Consider the following 23,844-nt stretch of genomic DNA (forward strand, 5'->3'; position numbering starts at 1 on the left):
GCGCCAACACGGAAGAGAACGTTCTCTGCGAAATAAAGCGAAATGGCTTAAAAACCTACTGGCGAAACTTCTTATATCTAATTAAACCCACCTAGTTGGTGATTAGGATCGGGCGGCAAGCCGCCGTGCGGCCGATCACAACGCGGTAAAGGTTGAGGTACAGGCCGCAGACGAGAGGCGCCGTGATGGAGCGCTTCGCGGCTTCAGATCGTCGAAGCGGATCAATACCGGTCTTCTATCGAACATTTCGTTAAGCAGCGTCACCACCAACAGGTCGGGCGCCCGCTGACTTAGTCACATGTCCAACTGCACCTGGGAGGGGTTGTCATGGCTTCTAAGATGAAGTTCACGCTCTTGGTCGGCGCCGCCTTGCTTGCGGCTCCTGCCGCCGCGCAGGACGCTGCCCAGCCGGCCGCAGGCGCGCCGCAGACAAGTCCCGGCGGCACCGTACAGGAGCCGACCCCTGCCGCCGCCCAGGTCGGTCCAGGCGTGATCGACACCACCGACGACATCGTCGTGACGGGTATCCGCAGCAGCCTCGCCTCGTCCGCCAGGATCAAGCGCGACGCGCAGCAGATCGTCGACTCCATCTCGGCCGAGGACGTCGGCAAGTTCCCCGACGCCAACATCGCGGAGTCGCTCCAACGCATCACGGGCGTCGCGATCGATCGATCGGGCGGCGAGGGTCAGTTCATCACCGTCCGGGGGCTCGGGCCCGAGTTCAACACGGTGCTGGTCAACGGCCGAGTGATGGCGACCGACAATCCGGGCCGCGAGTTCTCGTTCGACGTGCTATCGTCGAACATGATCCAACGTACCGATGTCTTCAAGTCGAGCGTGCCCGAGCTCCAAGAGGGCGGCATCGGCGCGACGGTCAACATCATCACCGCGCGCCCGCTCGACGGCCGCAGCGGCTTCCATCTCGCCGCCTCCGCGGGCGGCATCTACGACACCTTGCGCGAGAAGCTCAGCCCCGACTTCTCGGCGGTGACCTCGGTGACCAACGAGGCCAAAACGCTGGGCCTCGTGCTTTCGGGCTCCTACACCGATCGGCGCAGCCAGCTCGACTTCGTCGATGTCGGCGGATGGCTCTACGGCCCGCAGAACGTCGTGAACGGCACCGGTGACTCCGCGGGCCTCCAGCCGGGTGCGATCACCAGCACCGGTGCGACCGTGAACGTGCCGCAGAGCGTCAACTACCGTCGCGAACTCGATCGTCGGCGCCGGATCAACGTGGCGGGTGCAGTGCAGGCCCAGGTCAGCGACCAGCTGCTGCTCACCGTCGACGGCATTTACTCCAAGTTCGACGTCTTCGCGGACACCAACAGCTTCGCCAACTTCTACTCGAGCCCGTATATCGGATTGCAGCTCGATGACACCGCCTCGGCGATTGGCTTCAACCGGCCGGGCCAGCAGTTCCTCGCCGCCAATCCTGCCCTCAACGGCCTCGTGTCGCTGTCGCAGAACGACAACATCGTCAGCAAGAACGTCCGCCAGACGCAGACCTACCAGATCGGCGGCAACCTGAAGTGGAACCCTGCCGAGGACGTCGAGGTGCGCCTCGACGCCTCGACCACCCAGGCGACGCAGCGCGCGCCCAACCAGTTCGTCGTGGTCGGCTCGCTCGCGCAGACCAGCCCGCGCTTCGACCTCAACAAGGACGGCGACCTGCCGATCGCGTCGAACTTCGGCAACATCACCGATCCTTCGCTGATGCGCGCCCACTACACGGGCGTCGACGCGGACCGCGTCCGCGACACCAGCTCCGAGTTCCACCTCGACACCGACTATAAGATCCATGACAGCATCCTGCGCTCGGTCCGGATCGGCGTGGCCTATTCGGATCGGACGAAGGATCGCCGCTCCTTCAGCAACCGCGACGGGAACAGCGCCTACACCGGCTATGAGATCCCGATCGATCCGTCACTACTGTCGACCTATAAGCTCGACAACTTCCTGCCCGGCGTGTCCGGCAGCGAGAGCGCGCCGCAGCAGTTCTTCACCTACGATCCCAACGCGATCATCGCCTTCCTCTCCGATCCGAGGACGCTCGCCTTACCGCGTCAGGGTCGCACCGCGGCGGAGCAGGCCGCGGAGGCCGCACGTCTGCTGGCGCTGCCCGGCGGCCCTTTCGGCCTGCGAGAAAATCCTGGCAGCAACGCCAACGTGAACGAGCGACTGCTCGCCGGTTATGTCGCGATGTCGTTCGGCGGCGAGAACTGGAGCGCCAACGCGGGCATCCGTGTGGTGCGGACCCAGACGATCTCTCGTGGATTTAGCCAGCCGGTGGTCGACGTCTCGAACGCTCGCGGTGACGACACGCTGATCTACACCTACGGGCCATCCACGCCCATCTCGGTGCGCAACAGCTACGTCAACGCGCTGCCCTCGGCGAACATCAAGTTCAACGTCACAGAGAAGCTGATCGCGCGCGCCGCTTTCTCGCAGACGGTGACGCGACCGACGCTGACGGATCTGGGCGTCGACAATTCGTTCGGCGGGCGCATCTCCGTCCCGCTATCGAGTGGCGGCAATCCGACGCTCGAGCCGTTCAAGTCGACCAACTATGATCTGTCGATCGAATATTATCTCAACTCGATCAGCTATGTCAGCGTCGGCGGCTTCTACAAGGACCTGAGCAACTTCCTCGAACTGCAGACCGTGCCGGTAGAGCGCTTCGGCCGGACCTACCAGGACACCCGTACGCGAAATGGTCAGAGCGGCTATATCCGCGGAGTCGAGGTCGGCGGGCAATATACGTTCGACTGGCTGCCCAGCGTGCTGTCCGGGTTGGGCGTGGCGGGCAACTACACCTATGTAAAGAGCAAGGCTGAGCGCGACGCTTCGCTGGCCGACTATGACTGCGGCTACAACGGCCTGTCGCCGCACTCGGCCAACGGCAGCATCTTCTATGAGAAGTATGGTCTGTCCGCACGTGGCTCGTACAATTGGCGCTCGGACTATCTCCGCTCGTGCCGCTCCGATCAGAGCCGTCCGCGCAATCGCTCGAGCTACGGGCAGCTGGACTTCAACGTGGGCTACGACGTCACGCCCAACGTCCAGATCTACGTGCAGGGAGTCAACGTGACCAATCAGCGGATTGACGAATGGTCGGCGATCGAGGAGCGGTTCCTGCTGCTGCAGGAGACCGGCGCCCGCTACAATTTCGGGGCGCGCGTCAAGTTCTGAGCGGACCTTCGTCGATGAGCGCGGTCGTGGGCGAAACTTTGCGCGACCGCGGCTCTTCGCTTCAACGGAGAACACGAAGAATGCTGATCAATCGTCGTGATCTCGTCACGCGGGCAGGTGCGCTCGGCCTCTCATCGCCGCTCCTCGCGAGCGCGGGCGATGCGGCAGCCCGTGGGGGCGCCGCACCCGACGCCCTCGGCGCCCCTGATGCGGTCGCGGCTCGCACTGCGGACGGCACGGTCGCCGCGCTCACCCAGCAGGGCACGACCTGGAGCACGCGCGGACTGAAGCTCAGCGTCGACGGTGACCGGCAGGCGAACGGGCACGGCTTGACTGTCGCGCTGGAGAGCGGCGGTACCGACGTCACCTTCGTACGCTTGCGCTGGCGCCGGCGGATCGCACCCGACGCGCGTGTGCTCGCGGACACGTGGGAGCGCGCCTATGGCGAGCTCGGCTGGCGCGGCCTTGCTCCCGAGCGAGCGCTCCCCTGGTATTTCGTGCTGCAACAGGGCGAGGACGTCGCCGCCTTCGGCGTAAAGACCCAGCCCAACGCTTTCTGCTTCTGGCAGTGCGACCCCGATGGTCTGTCGCTGTGGATCGACCTGCGGAATGGCGGCGAGCCCGCGAACCTCACCGGCCGTCACCTCGCACTATGCCGGGTGCTCTCGTCGCAGTGGAGCGGCGGGGCAGACAGCTACGACCGCCTGCGCGCCTTCTGCACGCGGATGTGCCAGAAGCCGCTGCTGCCGGCCGGACCGATCGTCGGCAGCAACGACTGGAATTACGCCTATGGCCGCAATACCGCGGCGGGAATCCTGCGCGATGCCAAGCTGATGGTGGAGCTATCCCCGCCGGGCCACCGACCGTTCGTCGTCATCGATGACGGCTGGCAGGACAAGGCCCGCTTTCCCGACCTGAGCGTGCTCGCGGCGCAGATGAGACAGAGCGGCGCGCGGCCCGGTATCTGGATCCGTCCGCTCCGCGCCGAGGAGCAGGTTCGCGCGACGCGGTTATCGCCCAAACGCTTCGGGGACGCCGCTGCGGCGGAGATCGCGGCCTACGATCCCTCGGTGTCGGACGGCATGGACGCCATCCTGCGCTCAGTACGCGACGCGCGCGCGCAGGGCTTCGAGTTCATCAAGCACGACTTCACCACCTTCGAGATCTTCGGGCAGTGGGGCCGCGACATGGGCGCGCAACCCGGGCGGCGCGGCTGGCGCTTCGCCGACCCGACGCGCACGACGGCGGAGATCGTGCTCGACCTGTACCGATCGATCCGCTCGGCGGCGGGGTCGAGCTGCACCATCCTGGGCTGTAACACCTTCGGTCACCTCGCCGCGGGCATCTTCGAGACGCAGCGTATCTCGGATGATACCAGCGGTCGCGAGTGGGAGCGGACCCGGCGCTTCGGCGTTAACGCGCTGGCCTACCGCCTCCCCCAGCATCGTACCTTCTTCCACGCCGATCCCGACATCGTCGCGGTCACCCGCATCATCCCCTGGCGGCTCACCGCGCAGTGGCTCGACGTCGTGGCACGCAGCGGGACGACCCTGTTCATCGCCCCGGCACCCGACGCCATGACCGACGAGGCCAGGGCTGCCGTGCGCGCCGCCTTCGCCATCGCCGTCGGCGAGCCTCAGGGACATCCGATCGCCGGATCCACCTCCCCGACCCCAGAAGAGTGGCGGTTCACATCGCCCCCGATGACGAGGCGATACGATTGGGACGTACCCGATGGAGCCGATCCCTTTGTGTGACAAGCCGGTCCGCGCCCGGAGGCGAATGGCCGTACGCGCGAGCCGCCGCGCCCGTACATACCGTTTGTCCGACCAGCTGCCTGCTCGGCGAGGCGTGCTATGACCCGTGTGCCAAGCCCTTCGGCTCGCCCAGCAACACCCCGCCATGGCCTTTAGGGTGACATCCGCTAGCGGCGGCTCGGACAGGGCGCCGATCGGCAGGCTGGATCTTGGGCGCAACCTGACATTCGGGCTGCTGGATCTGCTCGGACGCGCGATCGTGGCAGGCGATTATGAAGGCCCTTCGTTCCCGAACGAAAAGGAGCTGGCGACGCGTCACGGTGTCAGCCGCTCTGTCACGCGCGAAGCGTTGAAGATGCTCGCAGCCAAGGGCCTGATAGGCACACGCCCGAAATCGGGAACCTTTGTGATGCCGCAGGAGCATTGGAACCTGTTCGACACCGACGTGCTGAGCTGGATGCTCGAGCGTCCCCCGTCGATTTGCGCTGCTGCGGCGCTTCAACGAGCTGCGAGCCGGGATCGAGCCTCAGGCTGCCGCACTCGCGGCGCATCGCGCCGACCAGCAGCAGCGCGAGGCGATCCGGCGCGGATTGGAGCGGATGCGAGCGGCCGAGCGCGACCAGGATGATCCGCTAGACTCCGATCTCGCCTTCCACGAGGCGGTTCTACGGGCCACCGACAACCCGTTTTTCATCCAGTTCCGGGACGTCGTTGCCACCGCCCTGCGCGTCTCAATACGTTTGACCAACAAGATCGCGGGTCACACCGCGCGCGTCGACGAGCATGACGCCGTGTACCGGGCGATCAGCGCGGGTGACGGCGCCAGCGCCGCCGAGAACATGCGAGCTGTGATCGACGAGGTTCTTATGACATCGACCGAGTAGATCCGTGACGAGGCAAATAACGCTTTGAAAGCCGATCAGGCTGTGACTACCCTCGCCCTCTCCAGACCACGCCCTCTCATCAATTGTTGCCGTTGTTATCTAAGAGCGGATGGAGGCGGTCCACTCTCGGCCACTCAGGCCCGCATGGCGCCCTTCCAACTTCGGACGCTTGTTCATCTCGCCGCTCGACCCGCGCGGCTGCCCAGCTGACCTGATGGGGAGCAAACTGACCGTAATCGGGGTGCTGCTTGACTATATCTCAAGCGGACCGGGCAGTCCTCCCTACCGCTCGGCGAAGGATCGAACCGCGCACGTCTTCGCCGACGGGATTTGAGACCTCGGTTCCATTCGGCGATCAGGTCACCGGATATTTGCGCAAGGACCGAGGTAGCAAGATGGGCGACGTGGCTGGGTCGCGCGCCGCGACTGGCGGATCCGAAGCGGCCGATTACCAATTCGTCTGCGATGAGGCCTCCGCAGACTAGCCCATGACGACCTATCGGAACAAGCCGATCCGCGCTGGACGGCGCCTCGACGATAGTGATATCATACCGGATTAGTAGGGTATCGAATGAGGCCTGACTGTGCCGGTGAACTTGCCAACCAACGTCCTGCGCAGCTTCGTCGCGATCGTGGACTCCGGATCGATGCTGAGCGCCGCCGATCAGGTGTTCGTCACGCAATCCGCGCTGAGCCTCCAGATCAAGCGACTGGAGGACATGCTGCAGCAGAGCCTGTTCACGCGCGACGGGCGCAAGCTCACGCTCACGCCCGCGGGCACGTTGATGCTCGACTATGCGCGCCGCGTGCTCGCGCTCCACGACGAGGCGGTGCAGGCGGTCGGCTCGGGTCAGTTCGCCGGTCCGATCCGCATCGGCATGGTGCAGGATTTCGCGGAGGCGCTGCTCGGCGGCGTGCTGGCCCATTTCGCCCGGCTCCATCCCGAGTCGCAGGTGTTCGCGCGAGTCGCCGGCACCGCCGAGCTGCTGAGCCTGCTCGCACGCGACCAGCTCGACATCGCGATCGGCTATGCCGGCGCGCACGAAGAGGACGCGATCCTGCGCGCGCCCACCGCCTGGTTCGGCAAGCCCGACCTGCTCGCGCGCGAGGTGCTGCCACTGGCGGTGCTGGAGCGCCCGTGCCGCTTCCGTGAGGCCGCGATCACCGCGCTCGACGCCAGCGCGCGACCGTGGCGCATCGCGGTGGAGACACCCAATCTCTCCACGCTGCGCGCCGCGGTCGAGGCGGGCCTGGGCGTGACCGCGCGCACCGCACTCTTCCTGCCCGACGAGGTGCCGCTGCCGCCGGGCGTGCTGCCGTCGATGCCGCCGGTCACGACGATCATCCGCGCCGGGGAGCGCGCCGATGTCGCCACGCTGCGGCTGCGCGACCTCAGCCGCGACGTGATGGCGCAGCTCCAGCCCGCCTTATGAGCAGAGGTCATCCACACCGCGGCGAAGTCGTTGGAGGCGCATCCGCCCGCTTCCTAGACCCGCCGGGGCGCGCGCCGCGGCGGCGCGGCGCGGCGAGACGGAGGAAGGCGGTGATGACGACGTTGAGGGCACGTTTCCGCGCGCTGGAGGAAGCGCGCGAGCGCGACTGGCCTCGCGCGCGGCTCGAACACAATCGCGCCGAGCGCCGGGCGCTGCTGGATGCCAGCGATCCGGGACGAATGGTGACGCGCGGCGACCGGCTGCCGGACGCGCCGCTGCTCGACAGCCGCGGCGGCGCGCTGACGCTCGCGCAGGCGGTGGGCGCGGGGCCGGCGATCCTGATCTTCTTCCGCTTCGCCACCTGTCCGGCGGACGCCTTGGCCCTGCCGCATTATGACCGCGCCTTCGCCGCGGCGGGCGTGCCCGTCGTGGCGCTGAGCCCGCAGCTGCCCGAGCGGCTCGACGCGATCCGCGTCGCGCACGCACTGCAACTGCGCGTCGTCAGCGATCCCGGCGGCGCGCTGGCCGAGCAGCTCGGGCTCAACTTCACGCCGATCGACACGCCCGAGCCGCCCCCCGCCGGCTGGATCGGCGAGGTCACCGGCACGGGCACGTGGAAGCTGCCGCGGACGAGCGTGCTGATCGTCGACGGCGAGCTGACCGCCCGCTACGTCGCGATCAGCCCCGACTGGCTCGATCGCGTCGAGGCCGAGGACGTGCTGGCGGCACTGGCCGCGCCGGCACGGGCGGACGCGGCATGAGGCTGCACCGCCGCTCCCTCCTCGCCGATGCGGGTCTGGGCCTGCTCGCCGCCTGCGCGCGCGGTGGCGCGCGGGACGACGTGCTGCTCGTCGGTGACCAGCGCGGCGGATCGAAGGTGGTGCTCGACGCGATCGGCGCCCTTGCCGCCCTGCCCTATCACATCGAATGGTCGTCCTTTCCCAATGCGGCACCGCTGCTGGAGGCGCTCAACGCGGGCGCGATCGACACCGGCATCGGCGGTGACGCCGCCTTCATCTTCGCGATCGGCAGCGGCGCCAAGATCAAGGCGATCGGCGCACAACGCTACGAGGGGCCGGGGCCGGTGCTGATCGTCCGCGGCGACTCGCCGATCCGCACGGTCGAGCAGATCGCGGGCAAACGGATCGCGACGCCGCGCGGGTCGATCTCGCACAATCTGATCCTCGCCGCGCTGGAGGCGCAGGGGCGCCCGCTCGACGCGGTCAACTTCGCCTTTCTGTCGCCGCAGGACGGGCAAGCGGCGATGCAGGGGGGCTCGGTCGATGGCTGGGCGATCTGGGATCCTTATGCCGAGCTGGCAGTGCGCGGCGGCGCGCGCGTGGTGGGCGGTCTGGACGGGCTGGTGCCGTCCTACGCGCTCGTCTTCGGACGCGACGGCGCGATCGCCGACAAGCGCCCGCTGCTCGCCGATTATCAGGCGCGACTGCGACGCGGCTGGGCGTGGGCGGCGGCGCACGGCGACGATTATGCGCGGCTGCTGGCGCGGGAGACCGGCGTCGACGTCGCGGCGTGGCAGTCGGTGACCCGCCGCACGCGGCGGCTGGCGGCGCCGATCGACGCAACCCTGATCGCCGATCAGCAGCGCACCGCCGACCGCTATCGCCGCGCCGGTCTGATCGACCGGCCGGTCGATGTCGCCACCGGTTTCGACGCCAGCTTCGCCTGAGCCGCGATCATAGCCGTTGAAATGTTCTCATAGCATCTAATCACCTACTGAAATGATAGGTAAAAGGATGTAGGAGACCCAGGCAATGATGGGGGTTTCCGATGACGCCAGCCGGCAGGAATACGATCAGAAAAGCTTTTCTTGCGACGGCCTCTATTTTGTCTTTCCACGACATGCCGGCGCTTGCACTTGAAGCATCCACGCCGATGGCGCCCGTGTTCGCGGATGAACCTAAGCCAGAAGACGATGTCGCCGATCAGCCGGGCGGCGCCGACATTACCGTGACGGCACGCTACCGGCGCGAGAGCGCGCAGGACGTGCCGATCGCGATCACCGCGCTCGCCGGCGACACGCTCGAGCGACAGGGGGCCTTCAACCTCAAACAGGTGGTGCAGCAGCTCCCCAGCCTCAACATTCAGGGCATCAGCGGGCGCAACCAGACGATCACCGTCCGCGGCATCGGCACCAACGCCGGCGGCACCAATGACGGGCTGGAGCAAGGGGTCGGGCTCTACGTCGACGGCATCTATCGCCCGCGGACCGGCTCGGTGATCACCGACCTGATCGACGTGGAGAGCATCCAGTTGCTGCGCGGGCCGCAGGGCACCTTGTTCGGCAAGAACACCGTGGCCGGCGCGATCGACATCCGCACCCGCGAGCCGAGCTTCGACGGCCCGGAGGGGCGCGCCGAGATCAGCTACGGCAATTACGATTATCTGCGCGGTTATCTCGCCGTAGGAGCACCGCTGACCGACGATCTCGCGGTGCGGGTCAGCTATCTGCGCACGCAGCGCGACGGGCTGATCTACAACACCACCTATCGCGAACGCTGGGACGGACTGGACAATCACGCCGCGCGCTTCGACCTGGTGTGGAAGCCGCGCGACGATCTCAAGCTGCGGCTCATCGCGGATTATAGTCTGCAGGTGGGCGACGTCGGCTTCCAGAGCGTCGCCGCGGTGCTGCCGACCACGCTCGGCAACGGCACGCAGGTGCGCGGTTTCTATCGCCGCGCGGCGGACGTCGGCTATGCGCCGATCGCGATCGACCCGTTCGCGCGCCGCGTCGACGTCGACAGCTCGCAATATGACGAGATGCCGAGCTGGGGTGTCTCGCTGCGCGGCGACTGGACCAGCCCGGGCGGGCTGACGCTCACCTCGCTCAGCGCGTTCCGCCGCTGGCAGTGGATCCCCAATTACGACGGCGACCAGTTCGGCGCCAACGTCTCCACCCAGTCGATCGTCAAGACCGATCAGCGCCAGGTGAGCCAGGAGTTGCGCCTCGCCTCGCCCGGCCACCAGACGATCGATTATAGCGGCGGCCTCTATTTCTTCTGGCAGGAGGCCGACGATCTGTCGGTCACCGGCTATGGCCGAGACGCGGCGGCGTGGCTCACCACCGCCAACACGCCGACCGCGCCGGTGAGCACCCTGCCCAGCGCCGCGCTCGACGGACTGCTCGCGATCGCGCGCGTGGTGCCGCAGACGTACAGCTACGCCGGCTATGGTCAGGCGACGTGGAACGCCTCGCCCGTGTTCCGGCTGACCGCCGGGCTGCGCTATACGTGGGAGCACAAGACCGGGCTCTACGATGCCTATGCGGGCGGCACCGCGGCGCCGCTGTCGAGCTTCGCCGCCGCGCTGCAGCCAGCGATCGCGGCGCGGCGCGCGGCGCTGACGCCGACCGGCTCCTACACCGCGTCGCGCGACACGCGGAACCTGTCCGGCATCGTCACCGCCGCCTACGACCTGTCCGCCGACGTACACGGCTATGCGACCTATTCGCGCGGCTACAAGTCGCCCGGGATCAACCTGATCAATCGCAGCAACGGCGTCGACATCTTCGTCCGGCCGGAGAAGGTGGACGCCTATGAGCTGGGGCTCAAGAGCCGCTTCTGGGGACAGCGCGCCGAGCTCAACCTCGCGCTCTTCTGGACCGACGACAGCGACTATCAGGCCAATTTCGTCAACAACACCGTCACCCCGGTGGTCGCCTATATCACCAACGTCGGCAAGCTGCGGTCGCGCGGGGTCGAGCTGGACGCGCGCGTCGCGCCGCTCGACGGGCTGACGCTGACGGCCGCGGGCACCTACAATGACGCGCGCTACGTCACCTATCGCGCCGCGCCGGCGCAATATCTCAACAGCTATCTCGGGCTGATCGACCTGTCCGGCCGCACCGCCTCGAGTGCGCCGAAATGGGCGCTGACGGGCGCCACCGAATATGTCCATCATGCCGGGGCACACGACCTCTACGTAGGGGGTGACGCGAGCTATCGCTCGGGCTTCTACGCCGCGGTCAACCTCGATCCCTATTCCTGGGTGCCGGGCTATGCGCTGGCCGGGCTGCACGCCGGGGTGCGCGACGCCGAGGGCCATTGGGACCTGTCGGCCTGGGTCCGCAACCTCACCGGCACCGACTTCTACAACACCAAGGCGGTGAACAACACCTACGGCCTCGTCTTCGCCGCGCTGGGCGAGCCGCGCACCTACGGCATTACGCTGCGCGGCCGGCTGTGACGCCGCATCCCCGATCCTGAGGAGTGACCATCATGACCAAGCGACAGCTCAAGCTCGGCCTCGTCCCCACCGGAGTCGGTGGTCCGGGCGAATATAATCGCTGGCTCGACCCCGAGATCCCGGTCGACGCCAGCGTCAGCATCGACTGGTACATCGACGTCGTGCGCCACGCCGAGGCGGCCAAGTTCGACCTCGTCTTCATCGTCGACAGCCAGTTCATCACGCCCGACTCGCCGCCGCACTATCTCAACCGGCTCGAGCCGCTGACGCTGCTGTCCGCGCTGGCGGTGGCGACCCGCCATATCGGGCTGATCGGCACGCTCACCACCTCCTACAACGATCCCTATAACGTCGCGCGGCGGCTCGCCTCGCTCGATCTCATCAGCAAGGGGCGCGCTGGCTGGAACGTGGTCACCAGCGGCGACGCCGGCACCGCGGGCAATTACAACCGCGACGAGCATTTCGACTATGACACGCGCTACGCCCGCGCGCACGAGTATCTCGACGTGACGCGCGGCCTGTGGCGCTCCTACGAGGATGACGCGCTGGTGCGCGACCGGACGACCGGGCAGTTCCTCGATCCCGCCAAGCTCCACACGCTCGACCACAAGGGGCGCTTCTTCTCGGTCGTCGGGCCGCTCAACATCCAGCGCTCGCCGCAGGGCGAGCCGGTGATCTTCCAGGCCGGCGACAGCGAGCAGGGGCGCGACCTCGGCGCCGCGATCGCCGACGGCATCTTCACGCACGCGCAGAGCCTCGAACAGGGCCAGGCCTTCTATGCCGACCTGAAGGGACGCGCGTCACGGCTCGGCCGCGACCCGGATCAGGTCGTCGTCATGCCCGGCTTCACCGTCTATGTCGGCGATACCGACGCGGACGCGCGCGAGATCGAGCGGCACTGGCGCGCGCACGATCACAGCTTCGAACAGGCGCTGGGCGAGTTCGGCCGCGCCTTCGGCTGGCACGATTTCCGCCAATATGAGCTCGACGCGCCCTTCCCGGTCGGCGCGCTGGACCATGCCAAGACGAGCTTCTTTACCCAGGCCAAGAAGATCACCGATCTGGCGGTGGCACGCGGGCTGACGCTGCGCCAGGCGGTGGAGACGCAGCGGTCGGGCCGCTCCAGCCCGTTCGTCGGCTCCGCCGCGACGGTGGCTGCCGAGATCGAGCGCTGGTTCGAGGCGCGCGCGCTCGACGGGCTCAACATCCACGCCGGCCATCCCAGCCAGTTCCGCCGCTTCACCGAGGAGGTGGTGCCGATCCTGCAGGAGCGCGGCACGTTCCGCCGCGATTATACGGCGACCACGCTGCGCGGCCATCTCGGGCTGCCGATCCCGTTCAACCGCCGCACCGCGCCGCCGCAGGAGCTGGAGATCGCCGCGGAGTGAGACATAGCGGGCGCCGGTTCGACCGGCGCCCCGGCTCAGATAACGTAGAAGCCGTGCGTGGCATCGCGCTCGAGCTGGGCGACCAGGCCATATTCCCAGTCGAGATAGGCCTGCATGGCGGCGTGCTGATTGTCGGTGCCCTCGTACGGCCGCTTGTAGCGCTGGTCGGCCGCCAGCGCGGGCCAGACCTCGGGCGCGCCGGTCTCCAGATCCGGCCCGAAGCCGCCCTCGAGCACATAGACCTCCCAGCCCATCTGCGCGAGCCAGGAGGCGGTCATGTCCGCGCGCGATCCGAGATCGTCCGCCAGCAGCAGTCGCGCGCCGCGCACCGGCGCCGCCATGTCGGTCTCCTGCACCAACTGGCCGCCGGGATAGTGGCGGAAGCCGGGAAGATGCCCCGCGGCATAGTCGGCCGCACCGCGAACGTCGAAGCGGTACAAGGTCCGCGTCGGGTCGATCGCCAGCGTGGCCGCGTCCTCGGCCGACAGGTGGCGGACGCCCGCGCGATACGCCACCGCGCGCGCCGCGACGCGCGCCGCCGCGACGTCGCCCGCCGCGGCGTCGCGCGACGCGCCGTGCTCGAGCGCCTGCCCCGCCAGCGTCCAGCCGATCGTGCCGTTGCGCAGCGCCACGACGCGGTTGCGCACGCCGGCGTTGCGGAGCGACTGCGCGCCGATGATCGAGCGCGTGCGGCCAGCGCAATTGACGATGATGGTCGTGCCCGGATCGGGCGCGGCCGTGCCAGCGCGCAGCACCAGCTCGGCCCCGGGCACGCTGAGCGAGCCCGGGATGTTCATCGTGGCATATTCCACCGGTCGGCGCGCATCGAGGATGGCGATATCGGCGCGCGCGTCGATGAGGGCGGCGACGTCCTCGGCCGCGAGTGAGGGCGTGTGCCGCCGCGCCTCGACCAGCTCGCCGAACGCCTTGGAATAGGAATTCACGTCCTCGAAGATCTCAAAGCCGGCGGCGCGCCAGCCCGCCAGCCCGCCAGCCAGCCGCGCCACCTCGCCATAGCCGAGCGCGGCCAGACGGCGCGCCGCCTCGTCCACCAGGCCCTCGCCATCGTCGTAGAGCACGATCGGCACGTCCCGCCGGGGCAGCCGCGCGTGCGCCTCGATCGCGATCCGATCGAGCGCCAGATGGGCGGCGAACAGCGGGTGTCCGGTGGCGAAGGCGGCCTCGCTGCGCAGGTCGAGCAGCGCGATCTCGTGGCGCAGCAGCAGCGCGCGGCGCACCTCCGCCGCGGTGCGTTCGATCGTCATCATGTCATGATCCCTCAGAGCGACAGCGCGGGCGCGGGCGAGTAGCCCGAGACGAACGGTTTGGCGTCACCCGACGCATCGTAGGTGAAGCGCCGGACGGCGCCGATGTCCGCGCCATAGACGTGGATGCTGACCGACGGCGCGTCGGCGAGCCCGTTGCTCACCTTGTGCAGGTCGCCGAGCGTCGGCGACACCGCGTCGATCGCGCCGCGCTCCAGCCGCGTGACCTCGGTACGGCGCAGCCCCGCCGCGTCGCGAACGTAGCTCTCCGCGATCTCGGCGCCGCGCAGCACCCCCACCAGTCCCCAGACGCGATGATCGTGGATCGGCGTCGACTGCCCCGGCCCCCAGACGAAGCTGACGACCGAGAAGCGGCCGCCGAGGTCGCGGTGGAGCAGATATTGGCGGTAGCGCTCGGGATCGGGCATCGCGTGCGTGTCGGGCAGCCAGTCGTCGGCGGCGAGCAGGTCGCGCAGCAACGCGCCGCCGCGCGCGAGCGTCGCGGTCTCGTCCGGGCCGGTATCGAGCAGTGCCGAGAAGGCGGCGACGAAGCGATGGAGCGGCGCGAGCGATCCGCTCACGCGTGCCGTTCCAGCAGGTCGGCGTAGGCGGCGCCGCCGACGTCGATGCCGAGGTGACGCAGCAGCGTGGCGCGCAGGTCACGGACGATCGCGCCGCGGCTGCCGCGCGGGGCGAGCAGCCGCTCCTCCGCGACGATGCGCCCGCGGTCGAGCACCAGGACTCGGTCGGCCAGCGCCATGGCCTCCTCGACATCGTGGGTGACCAGCAGCAACGCCGGGCGATGGCGCTGCCACAGCGCCAGCACCAGCGCGTGCATCTTCATCCGCGTCAGCGCGTCCAGCGCGGCGAAGGGTTCGTCGAGCAGCAGCAGCTCGGGCTCGCGCACCAGCGCCCGCGCGATCGCGGCGCGCTGCGCCTCACCCCCCGAGAGCGTCAGCGGCCAGGCGTCCACGCGGTGCGCCAGCCCTACCTCCTCGAGGGCGGCGAGTGCGCGCGGCCGCGCGTCGCGCCCGCGCAGCCCGAGCGCGACATTCTGCCACACGCGCTTCCACGGCAGCAGCCGCGCATCCTGGAAGACGGTGGCGCGCGATCCGGGCAGGCGGATGTCCTGCGCCTGCGGCGGGTCGAGCGCGGCGAGCGTCCGCAACAGCGTGGTCTTGCCCGAGCCGGACCGGCCGAGCAGAGCGACGAACTCGCCCGGTGCGATCGACAGGTTCAACGAGTCGAGCACGACGGTGGCACCGAAGGCGCGCGACACGTCGCGGAGCCGCACGACAGGTTCGGGTGGCAGCGGATCGGGCACGATCTGCAGCGGCGAGCGGAGCGCCTCGGTCATCGTCTCAGGCCTCCACCAGCGCGGGGCACCACGCCAAGGTCCGCGTCTCGATCGCACGCACCAGCGCGTCCCCCGTCAACCCCAGCAGCGCATAGACCAGCAGGCAAACCACGATGATGTCGGTGCGCATCGCGTCGCGGGCGTTGTTGATAAGGTAACCCAGCCCGGCCGAGGCATTGATCTGCTCGGCGAAGACCAGCATCAGCACCGAGATCGACAGGGCGTAGCGCAGGCCGGTCAGCAGCGCGGGAAGCGCACCGGGCAGCACGACCTCGCGGATCAGCGCCGCGCGCCCCAAGCCGAAGCTGCGCGCCGCGTCCATCAGCCGCACGTCGACGCCGCGGATGCCGGCGTGAAGATTGATGTAGACCGGCAGCATCGCCGCGAAGGCGATCAGCGCGATCTTGGTCGTCTCGCCGATGCCGAACCAGATGATGAACAGCGGCGTGAGCGCGACCACCGGGATGGTGCGCTTCACCTGCACCAGCGGGTCGATCCAGGCATCGCCGCGTCGGGCGAGCCCCGCGGCGAGCGCCAACGCGACCCCGACGGTGGCGCCGATGATGAGGCCCAGGATCGCGCGCCGCAGCGACACCGCGAGGTTGATCGGCAGATCACCCGAGCCGATCATCTGCGCCAGCGTACTCCCCACCGACGAGGGCGCGGCCAGGGTGTGAGCCGGAATGACCCCGAGCCGGCAGAGACCCTCCCAGACGAGCAGCAGCAGCAACGGCGACAGCCAGCGGCTTTGGAGCGGATCGCGGCGCAAGGTCGAACGGGCGTGGGTAGGCAGGGGCATGTCGGGCGTCTCCGAGCCGCACCTTTCTCCACCATGACGCGCACGACAAACGAGGTTTCGCGCAGCGCTATGAGCGACGCTCATACTGGTGGATTGATAAAGATGTCGCGGCCAGCATGGATGTTCGTCGGAAGGCAGGACGCGCTGACCAGCCCGGTGAGACCCGCTCTGGGTGGAAGCGCAATGATCCGTTTGGGACGCGGGGCCGGCTCTTGCCTCTTGGACAGTTGTGATCCGCGACAATGGTCTTTCTTTCAGCGGTGCGCTCCAGGCCTGCCTCTAGCGGACCGAACGATCAGACTACGCGACGTGGACGTCGCAAAAGCCAGGGCTATGCCCATGCGGCAGGCACAGCGTCCTCGATTTCGCAGGAGATTATGGATGCGACCGGTATGCCTTCTACCCTCAGCGGCTCACCGACAGGATGATCCGGCGGTAGCTCGTCAGGCTCGGGACGCCGTCGTCGGTCACCTCCAGCACGACGTGGACTGTGCCGCGATCGCACCGTACCGAGCGCGTCGGCCACGGCGTGTCGCAGAGCCGCGTCGGCGTGATCGCGGCGACCGCGCGGTCCGTGCCCGCGATCGTCACCACCGCGGAGCGCTGCCCCGCGGGCTGCCCTGCCTCGGGATAGGCGTACCAGCGATAGTGCAGCCGATCGCGGTCGGGATCCGCGCTGGCGCTCGCGTCGAGCCGCATCGCCTGCCCTAGCCGGACGTCGCGTCGCACCCATGCAGTGCCGGTGTCGCCGTCGATGGCGGCGAGCGGGGCATGGTTGGCGCCGCCCCAAGGACGATGAGTCCAGGCCATTCGCGCCGCGAAATCATGCTGGAAGGCGGTGCGCCAGCGCCAGATCGTCGCCTGATCCGAGACAAGAGACTGGCCGTCGCGGCCGATCACCGTGTCGCGCGAGCTCAGCCGCAGCGTGTCGTCGCTGCCCTGCGTCCAGATCGCGCGGGTCTCGCCGGCAGGGCGGCGAAGCACGTACCGCCCGCCCCAGCCGCCCCAGTCGGGCTGGTCTTGGCGGTTGAGCCCGTTCGGGATCAACCCGAGAAAGGCAGGCGTGTCACCTTCCATAATATAGGCATAGCGCAGGTAATGCCGGGCGAGCGGACGGTCGCCGCGAATATGGCGGTCGAGCCAGTCATTGGTCACGGTGCGAGGGTCGCCCCCCGCGCCGTTGCGATAGAAGGCATCGCCGCTGATCCCGGTCCAGGTCGCCGCCGCGTAATCACCGCTGTCCTGCGATGAAGGCGAGACGATGAAGAATAGGTCGGGAAACTCGCGCCGGACCCACGCGCCCGAGTCGTCCTGGTCGGAGATGGCGTAGACCCGCAGCCGCGACACGAACGCGCGCAGTGCCTCGGGCGATCGCGTCCGCCGCACATCGTAGAGCGCTTGCGCCAGCGCGTTGGTGCCGCCCCAGGCGCTGATCCACAACGGCCGCACGTCGGCGCGGTCGGCCGCGGCGATGATCGCGCGGGAGGCCGCGGAGGCGCGCCCCTCGCCCACCCCCGCCATGCCATAGACTGGGAGTCCCTCCACGACGCGGCCGAGCAACTCGGTCGCGGTCGGCCATCCGCGGGCGTGTCGCATCAACCGCGGGCGCACGGCGCCATAGTCCGCGACGATCGCGCGCAGCGTGGGCGCGTTCGTCGTGTTACGCAGCCAGGTGGACGTGACCGCGGCGAGCCCCTCGATGTCGACCGACTGCGCATAGAGCAGCAGGCGGACGAGCGACATCTGGTCGTCCGGCTCATTGCCGATGTCGGTCAGGACGAAGAGGCGCGCCCGATCGGGCGGCTGGGGCACCGGCGGGGGCACCGCTTCGCGCGGCACCGAGGCCGCGGCGCCCGACATCGCCGCACCCGCGATGCCGGCAGCGAGGAACAGGCGCGGGATCGTCATCAGTGCGAACGTCGCATAGCGGCGAGCGGTTGGCCAGCGTCTCGCGCGGCTTCAGTCTTCGGGTCGAAAGCTGTCGTGCGTCGCTGGGTTACTTGATCGTCCGCTATTGGGCGCACCGCGCCCCCTCCCTCTCGCGTCGACGACCAGAGACGGTCGTTATCCGCGCGGGAGAAGCGTCCCGGAAGCAGTCATCTGTTCAGGATCGGACGTGGATAGGAAGCGTCAGCTTCCAGGCGGAACCTTGTCAGTGGAGGTAGCCCATTGCCCCGCCTCGCCGCCGTGCGATCATTCTATCGTTCGGCCGCACGGGGCTAGATAGATGGCGTTGCCGATCAGCAATGGCGCGCCGTCCCGCTCGACGACCGCCGCCACCCACTTCGTCGCCGCGCCTTTGCCCAAGGTGGTCCGGACCGTTGAGTCAGCCTCGCTGATCGCGGTCGCATTTATCTCGCCGCGGTCGCCGAGCAATCTGACTGTGGCGCCCATACCACCGATCACGTGCGTACTGACGTAGACGGAGCCGCACAGCGGCAGGCTTCCCCCCATCGCCGCCCTCACCCCGCCCGCGGTCGCGGTGAAATCGAGTAGGCGTTCCCTCGTGCCGGCGACGTCGACGAACACCCGGCCGGCGCGGATGCCGTCGAGGATAGCCGGCGTCGACAGCTCGTTCGCCTCGATCACCGTGGTCGGACGCCCGACACGCGACGGACCGGTCACACCGTCAGGATCGTGACTGTCGCTTCCCGCGATCGCCGTGACACGATCTCCGGCGTCGAGCCGCTCACGCCATCGCGTCAGCCCCGTCATGGGGCCGGTGGTCACCGCGGCGTTGATCACCTCGATCGCGTCGACCCGGCGCCAGTCGGTGTCGGGCCATGTCCAGCCGCACCCCATGCAGCGCTCGCCCGACGGTAGTTCCGGGTGGTTGAGCGAGAACAGCGCGCCGGCGGCATGCGCGTCACGCTGCAACGCCGCCATGCCCTCGCGCCCCGCGAGCCGGAAGTCGACGAAGCGAGACGGCGCGAAGATGTTGGCGTGGCCGTGGAAGGTGGTGAGCTCGACGCCGGGGATCAGCAGCAGCGGCGCGACCCAGGGCTGAAGCTCGCGCAACGCGGCGAAATGCGCGACGGTGTTGTGGTCGGTCACCGCGACGAAATCGAGCCCCGCCGCCGCGGCGGCGAGAACGGTGCGGAACAGCGGACACGGCACGCGCGCGGGAACCGCCGCGGCGGCGGTAGCGCGGGTGGCGCAGGAGCCGTCACTGTTGGCGTCGTGGAGGTGGAGGTCGCCGCGGTACCAGGCGCGGCCGCTACGCAGCGGCGCGCCCTCGGCCTGGACCGTGGCGGCGCGCCCACCGGCACGATCGAACCAGAGCTGGACGCGGTAGCGGCTGTGCGTGCCGGCGCGGATGTTCGGCACGCCGAGCATCACCTGCCATGTGCCAGCGGGAAGCGGGCCGGCGAGATAGCCCGGCGTCGCGTCGGTGGTGGCCACCGTCACGCGGTCGCGCGCGCCGCCGCTCCAGCCGCGGAAACGCGTCGGATCCCACAACCCGAGGTCGAGCACCGTGTGGTCCGCCTTGTCGTAGCTGAGCGCGAGCGTGATCCGCTCGACGCCCGCAGGGACGGTGACGGGAACGGCGCGATAGGTCTCGTGGTCGGCGCGGGTGAGCTCGCCCGTGAGGGTGATATCCTGAGCGCGCGCGACCTGCGGGTCGAGAAGAAAAAACGCGAGGAAGGTCAGGAGCAAGCGCCACGCATCGCCCTTCTTCTTCCCGAGCGAGGGCGACGACGCCCGGAGCGGCCCGCGACGTGAGAGACGGCAAGGCGCCACGCTCCCGCTCAGAACCGCACGTCCACCGCGAAGCGCACGTTGCGCCCGAGGATCGGGCGGCCGATGAACAGCGAGTCGGTCGCTTGGCCGCTGGTCAGCTCGCCCGCGCGCGGGTTGCCCTCGGTCAGCCCGAGCGCGTTGGTGAGATTGTCGCCATAGGCCCAGAGCGACACGCGATCGGTCAGAGTGAACCGCGCGCTCGCGTTGAGCACGGTATAGGCCGGCAGCTCGGAGGTATTGGCCGCGTCGGCGTAGCGCTTGGTGTAATGCTCGACGTCGCCCTGCACGCGCAGCCGATCGCCCAGCAGCGTCACCGCCGGCGTGGCGCGCAGCGCGAGCTTGGGCACGCGCAGCAGCTGGTTGCCCGAGTAATCGCGCGGCGTCAGCGTCGTACCCGCCAGCTCGTTGTAGCGCAGGTCGCGGAAGGTCGGATCCTGCGCGGTGGCGTTGAGCGTGAAGTCGAACCAGCGCACCGGCCGCACCGTCGCTTCGAACTCTAGGCCATAGGCACGCGTGTTGGTGTAAATCGTCTGCTGTGTGTAACCGCCGGTCGCGGCGTCGAACTGGAAGTTGCCGATCGAGTAAGCGTCGAAGTCGGTCAGGAAGGCGGTGGCATAGGCGCTCAGCAGCGGGTCCGCATATTTCAAGCCGGCCTCGTACATCCGGATGCCCTGGGTCCGCGGCTGCGCGGTGGCGCTGGTGATGAAGCTGCCGACGCTCGGCAGGCGGAAGGCCGAGGTGTAACGCGCGAAGACACCCGCCACGTCGGCGAACTGCCAGTCGACGCCGATGGTCGCGCCGACCCGGTCGAAGGTGCGATCGAAGCCGACGAACTGGCCGTTGCCGGTGAGCACGTTGTTGTCCGCCAGCGTCGCGGGGTCGCCGAGGTTGACGCTGGTCGACCCCTCCTGCGCCCCATCGGTCTGGACATGCTCGTAGCGCAGCCCGCCGTCCACCCGCACGCTCGGCAGCAGCTGCCACTCGTCCGAGGCATAGACCGCCCAGGTCGTCTGCTGCCCGCTGCCGTCGGCGAACTCGGAGCCGTAGCGCGACACGCCGTTCTGCGTCGCCGCGCCGACCACCTGCCCCGCCGCGTTCACCGCGACGAAGTCGAGCAGGCGCGAATTGTCGGAGACGTCCTGCAGCGTCGTCGCCGAGTAGCGCCGGAAGGTCTCCTTCACGCGCGCGAGATAGCCGCCGATCGCGACGTCGTGGCTCTGGCCGAACAGCTCGAAGCGGCGGCTCAGCCGCAGGTCGTCGAGGAACTCGCTCTCGATCACCGTCACCGGGCGCGCGCTGTTCTCGAACACCAGCCCGTTGCCGTTCTGCGCGGCAAGGTCGAACGCCTCGCCCGTGTCGGTGTAGCGCAGCCGCACGTCGCTCGCGCCCGGGTACGCCGCGAGCAGCGCGGCGCGGCGCGACGCGACATAGCTCGCCGCGGTCGCGATCGAGGCGGGATAGACGCCGTTGCGCACCGTGTTCGACGAGCGATAGCGCGCGTTGTTGGTCAGCTTGAACCCGTCACCCATGTCCCAGGCGGCGAGCACCGAGAACTGGTCGAGCCGGATGCTGGTGCCGTCGGTATTGTCGAAGTTGACCGGACCGTTCGCGCTGCGCAGCGTGCGATAGGCCGAGGCGCGACTGGCGGTGGTGCCGTAATGCGGGTCGAATCCCGGTATGCCGGTGACCTTGCCGTCGCGGTTCTTGGTCAGCGGGATGCCGGTGTAGAAGATCGCGTTGTCGTCGAGGTGCTTGTAGCTGAGCGTCAGCTGCGCGTCGCCGAAATCCTTGGCGAGGTCGGCGCGCACCTGCCCGCCCTTGTTGCCGGTATAGCCGGGATCGCGCACGCCCTGTTCGCTGCGGTAGAAACCGCCGACGCCGAGCGTCCAGCCGTCAGCCAGCGGCGTGCCGACCCAGCCGTCGAAGCGGAACAGCTCGGCGGTGGGTCCGTAGAGCACGCGCGCGTTGGCGCTGAGCGCGTCGCCGGGTTTGCGCGTGATGTAATTGACCACGCCGCCGGGCGCGTTGGAGTAGAAGATCGAGGATGGGCCGCCTCGCACCACCTCGATGCGCTGGACCGACTCGTCGATGCGATAGGCCTGGTCGGCGTTGAGGTAACCGAGCGCGGGATCGTGCTGCACCGGGAGGCCGTCCTCGAGCAGATTGATCGAGCCGAAGCCGTCGACCGGGATGCCGCGCGCACGCACGTTGCCGCTGCCCTCGCCGCCCGAAGCCTCGACCCAGAAGCCGGGGACCGACTTGAGCGTCTCGGTCACGCTCGACGGCGCGCGCGAGCGGATCGCGGCGTCGTCAAGCGTGGTGACCGAGTAGCTGGTCTCCAGCTTGGTGCGCTCGCCGCTGCCGGCGCGACCCGTGACCACGATCTCGTCGCCCTCTGAAGCGGCCGGCGCGCCGCCCGCGGGCGCCGGTCCGGTCTGCGCCGATCCCGATGTAGCCGCGAGACAAGCAGCACCGGCACACAGCGACGCGAAAACTCTGGCTCTCATCATTTCCACCCGTGGCGTACTTCAATTGCTTGCGGGTCGGTTAGGGCAAAGGCATGTCACTTCCGAGACAAGCCCGTCGAACAGGCGGGAACGGTTTCGACCGCCTCGACGCGGTGTGGACCGCACCACAAGCGCCCACTTCGCGCTGTCTCCTTGGCGGCAGGAACCAAGCAATCACTCAGACTTCTTTGCATGGCGCATTGGGCGCAACTACGAGCTCTTCCGCCACCAGCTTGGCACCAATGCGCGCGGCGCCTGGCCGACCAAGTTCAATGGTGGCAATTTCACGGTCGATCCCGAGTTTACCCAGCCCGAGCTGCGCCTCTCACCCGATTATCGCGCCTGGGGCGGCGGCGAGTTCACCGCGCAGAACCAGCGGCTGGTCCATTGGCCGATGCTGAAGAGCGGCGACTCCGACCTCATGCGACCGCAACTCGACTTCTACCGTCGGCTCCGCCGCACGGCGGAGCTGCGGACGCAGCATTATTGGGGGCACTAGGGCGCGTGCTTCGTCGAGCAGATCGAGAATTTCGGCCTCTGCTGCGGGCAGGAGTGGGGCTGGCAGCGGACCTGGAACAAGCCCGCCACGCGCATCGCCGCAATGGCGGTTGCGGTGATCGGACCGATGCCGGGGATCGTCATCAGCCGGCGCGCCACCTCGTCCTCGCGGGCGCGACGCACGATCTCCTTTTCCAGTGCCGCGATCCGCTCGTCGAGCCCGGCCAGCATGTCGACCACCATCGCGAACATCGGACGTGCCGCCTCGGGCAGCGTTTCCCGATCTCGCCACCCTCTAGCAGATCGGCCAGCATTGCGAGGTGAGCTGTGCCCTTGGGCGCGACCCAGCCATACTCGGCCAGGTGCCCGCGGATCGCATTGCCGAGCTGGGTGCGCTGCTTCACGGCAAGGTCGCGCGTGCGGAACTCCAGCGCGGCCGCCTGTTGCTGCTCAGTCTTTACCGCCACGAACCGCATGCTCGTCCGCTGCGCCGCTTCGCAGATCGCTTTCGCATCGACCGCATCGTTCTTGTGCCGATTTACATAGGGCTTCACGTACGCTGGCGGAATGAGCCGAACTTCGTGACCTATAGCCTCAAGTTCTCGCGCCTAGTGATGCGCACCACCACACGCCTCCAGCGCCACCAGGCACCGCGGGTGGGCAGCGAAAAAGTCGAGCAGCTTGCCTCGCGTGAGCCGGCGACTGGACACCGCTCGACCAGCAGCATCAGCTCCGTGCGCGTGGAAAACTTGCTTGGCGAAATCCAACCCGATCGTGGTAGCCTCTAACATGGGCGCCTCCCTCGGTGGTGCTTCAACAC

General features: G+C 68.4%; 18 protein-coding genes and 1 pseudogene. 10 read left to right on the top strand and 9 right to left on the bottom strand.

Going from position 1 to position 23,844, the window contains the following annotated elements; translation table 11 throughout:
* Positions 1–327: 327 nt before the first annotated feature.
* The 9 genes from KZ820_RS06400 to KZ820_RS06435 all read left to right on the top strand — a co-directional run bounded on the left by KZ820_RS06400 (position 328) and on the right by KZ820_RS06435 (position 12,857).
* On the top strand, positions 328–3,189 hold the full coding sequence (locus KZ820_RS06400) for a TonB-dependent receptor (RefSeq protein WP_219747731.1): 2,862 nt from the start codon (positions 328–330) through the stop codon (positions 3,187–3,189).
* Positions 3,190–3,269: 80 nt separating this feature from the next.
* Positions 3,270–4,946 carry an alpha-amylase family protein gene (locus KZ820_RS06405; protein WP_219747732.1) on the top strand — a complete coding sequence of 559 codons (1,677 nt, stop codon included), beginning with the start codon at positions 3,270–3,272 and terminating at the stop codon, positions 4,944–4,946.
* Positions 4,947–5,091: 145 nt separating this feature from the next.
* Complete coding sequence (locus KZ820_RS06410) at positions 5,092–5,574, top strand: FadR/GntR family transcriptional regulator (RefSeq protein WP_308462143.1); 483 nt, start codon at positions 5,092–5,094, stop codon at positions 5,572–5,574.
* Positions 5,465–5,830 (top strand): FadR/GntR family transcriptional regulator, encoded by a 366-nt coding sequence (locus KZ820_RS22135; protein ID WP_308462168.1) that lies wholly within the window; start codon positions 5,465–5,467, stop codon positions 5,828–5,830. The genes KZ820_RS06410 and KZ820_RS22135 overlap by 110 nt, the downstream gene beginning before the upstream one ends.
* A gap of 584 nt (positions 5,831–6,414) precedes the next feature.
* Positions 6,415–7,263, top strand: coding sequence for a LysR substrate-binding domain-containing protein (locus tag KZ820_RS06415; RefSeq protein WP_219747733.1), 849 nt, complete (start codon positions 6,415–6,417; stop codon positions 7,261–7,263).
* 113 nt (positions 7,264–7,376) lie between these two features.
* Entirely contained in the window at positions 7,377–8,024 is a 648-nt protein-coding gene (locus KZ820_RS06420) for a redoxin domain-containing protein (protein ID WP_219747734.1), read from the top strand.
* On the top strand, positions 8,021–8,950 hold the full coding sequence (locus KZ820_RS06425) for an ABC transporter substrate-binding protein (protein WP_219747735.1): 930 nt from the start codon (positions 8,021–8,023) through the stop codon (positions 8,948–8,950). Before KZ820_RS06420 ends, KZ820_RS06425 begins: the two co-directional genes overlap by 4 nt.
* A 206-nt stretch (positions 8,951–9,156) precedes the next feature.
* The gene (locus KZ820_RS06430) at positions 9,157–11,469 is read left to right on the top strand and encodes a TonB-dependent receptor (protein ID WP_219747736.1); all 2,313 of its coding nucleotides are present in this window, start codon (positions 9,157–9,159) and stop codon (positions 11,467–11,469) included.
* A gap of 32 nt (positions 11,470–11,501) precedes the next feature.
* A complete protein-coding gene (locus tag KZ820_RS06435; RefSeq protein WP_219747737.1) occupies positions 11,502–12,857 on the top strand; it encodes an LLM class flavin-dependent oxidoreductase in 1,356 nt (451 codons plus the stop codon).
* A gap of 35 nt (positions 12,858–12,892) precedes the next feature.
* Here the strand turns inward: KZ820_RS06435 and KZ820_RS06440 are convergent, their stop codons facing one another.
* From KZ820_RS06440 to KZ820_RS06470, 7 genes are all read right to left on the bottom strand, one after another.
* Complete coding sequence (locus KZ820_RS06440; RefSeq protein WP_219748138.1) at positions 12,893–14,122, bottom strand: rhodanese-like domain-containing protein; 1,230 nt, start codon at positions 14,120–14,122, stop codon at positions 12,893–12,895.
* 14 nt (positions 14,123–14,136) lie between these two features.
* Positions 14,137–14,703, bottom strand: a complete 567-nt coding sequence (locus tag KZ820_RS06445) for a cysteine dioxygenase family protein (protein ID WP_219747738.1) — start codon at positions 14,701–14,703, stop codon at positions 14,137–14,139.
* The gene (locus tag KZ820_RS06450; protein WP_219747739.1) at positions 14,700–15,479 is read right to left on the bottom strand and encodes an ABC transporter ATP-binding protein; all 780 of its coding nucleotides are present in this window, start codon (positions 15,477–15,479) and stop codon (positions 14,700–14,702) included. The genes KZ820_RS06445 and KZ820_RS06450 overlap by 4 nt, the downstream gene beginning before the upstream one ends.
* Positions 15,480–15,483: 4 nt before the next feature.
* Positions 15,484–16,278: an ABC transporter permease gene (locus KZ820_RS06455; RefSeq protein WP_219747740.1), complete on the bottom strand. Its 795-nt coding sequence runs from the start codon at positions 16,276–16,278 to the stop codon at positions 15,484–15,486.
* A gap of 405 nt (positions 16,279–16,683) precedes the next feature.
* Complete coding sequence (locus KZ820_RS06460) at positions 16,684–18,186, bottom strand: nucleoside hydrolase-like domain-containing protein (RefSeq protein WP_219747741.1); 1,503 nt, start codon at positions 18,184–18,186, stop codon at positions 16,684–16,686.
* A gap of 285 nt (positions 18,187–18,471) precedes the next feature.
* Positions 18,472–19,935, bottom strand: coding sequence for a CehA/McbA family metallohydrolase (locus tag KZ820_RS06465; protein WP_219747742.1), 1,464 nt, complete (start codon positions 19,933–19,935; stop codon positions 18,472–18,474).
* A gap of 92 nt (positions 19,936–20,027) precedes the next feature.
* Positions 20,028–22,400, bottom strand: coding sequence for a TonB-dependent receptor (locus KZ820_RS06470; protein ID WP_308462144.1), 2,373 nt, complete (start codon positions 22,398–22,400; stop codon positions 20,028–20,030).
* A gap of 241 nt (positions 22,401–22,641) precedes the next feature.
* On the opposite strand from KZ820_RS06470, the gene KZ820_RS06475 reads away from it, so the two are divergent.
* Positions 22,642–23,025 carry a hypothetical protein gene (locus tag KZ820_RS06475; protein WP_219747744.1) on the top strand — a complete coding sequence of 128 codons (384 nt, stop codon included), beginning with the start codon at positions 22,642–22,644 and terminating at the stop codon, positions 23,023–23,025.
* Here KZ820_RS06475 and KZ820_RS21780 read toward each other — a convergent pair.
* Both KZ820_RS21780 and KZ820_RS22365 read right to left on the bottom strand, forming a co-directional pair.
* Positions 23,022–23,276, bottom strand: coding sequence for a hypothetical protein (locus KZ820_RS21780; protein ID WP_258047969.1), 255 nt, complete (start codon positions 23,274–23,276; stop codon positions 23,022–23,024). The genes KZ820_RS06475 and KZ820_RS21780 overlap by 4 nt on opposite strands.
* A gap of 125 nt (positions 23,277–23,401) precedes the next feature.
* Positions 23,402–23,815, bottom strand: a pseudogene (locus tag KZ820_RS22365) (IS110 family transposase); the annotation flags it as partial.
* Positions 23,816–23,844: the final 29 nt, after the last annotated feature.

This window comes from Sphingomonas citri (assembly GCF_019429485.1).
Classification (GTDB): Bacteria; Pseudomonadota; Alphaproteobacteria; order Sphingomonadales; family Sphingomonadaceae; genus Sphingomonas; species Sphingomonas citri.

What these genes read in the sequence shown, in the direction of transcription:
- KZ820_RS06400 (WP_219747731.1), top strand. Translation starts at nt 328, where the DNA reads ATGGCTTCTAAGATGAAGTTCACGCTCTTGGTCGGCGCCGCCTTGCTT.
- KZ820_RS06405 (WP_219747732.1), top strand. Translation starts at nt 3,270, where the DNA reads ATGCTGATCAATCGTCGTGATCTCGTCACGCGGGCAGGTGCGCTCGGC.
- KZ820_RS06410 (WP_308462143.1), top strand. Translation starts at nt 5,092, where the DNA reads ATGGCCTTTAGGGTGACATCCGCTAGCGGCGGCTCGGACAGGGCGCCG.
- KZ820_RS06420 (WP_219747734.1), top strand. Translation starts at nt 7,377, where the DNA reads ATGACGACGTTGAGGGCACGTTTCCGCGCGCTGGAGGAAGCGCGCGAG.
- KZ820_RS06425 (WP_219747735.1), top strand. Translation starts at nt 8,021, where the DNA reads ATGAGGCTGCACCGCCGCTCCCTCCTCGCCGATGCGGGTCTGGGCCTG.
- KZ820_RS06430 (WP_219747736.1), top strand. Translation starts at nt 9,157, where the DNA reads ATGGCGCCCGTGTTCGCGGATGAACCTAAGCCAGAAGACGATGTCGCC.
- KZ820_RS06435 (WP_219747737.1), top strand. Translation starts at nt 11,502, where the DNA reads ATGACCAAGCGACAGCTCAAGCTCGGCCTCGTCCCCACCGGAGTCGGT.
- KZ820_RS06440 (WP_219748138.1), bottom strand. Translation starts at nt 14,122, where the DNA reads ATGACGATCGAACGCACCGCGGCGGAGGTGCGCCGCGCGCTGCTGCTG.
- KZ820_RS06450 (WP_219747739.1), bottom strand. Translation starts at nt 15,479, where the DNA reads ATGACCGAGGCGCTCCGCTCGCCGCTGCAGATCGTGCCCGATCCGCTG.
- KZ820_RS06455 (WP_219747740.1), bottom strand. Translation starts at nt 16,278, where the DNA reads ATGCCCCTGCCTACCCACGCCCGTTCGACCTTGCGCCGCGATCCGCTC.
- KZ820_RS06460 (WP_219747741.1), bottom strand. Translation starts at nt 18,186, where the DNA reads ATGACGATCCCGCGCCTGTTCCTCGCTGCCGGCATCGCGGGTGCGGCG.
- KZ820_RS21780 (WP_258047969.1), bottom strand. Translation starts at nt 23,276, where the DNA reads ATGTTCGCGATGGTGGTCGACATGCTGGCCGGGCTCGACGAGCGGATC.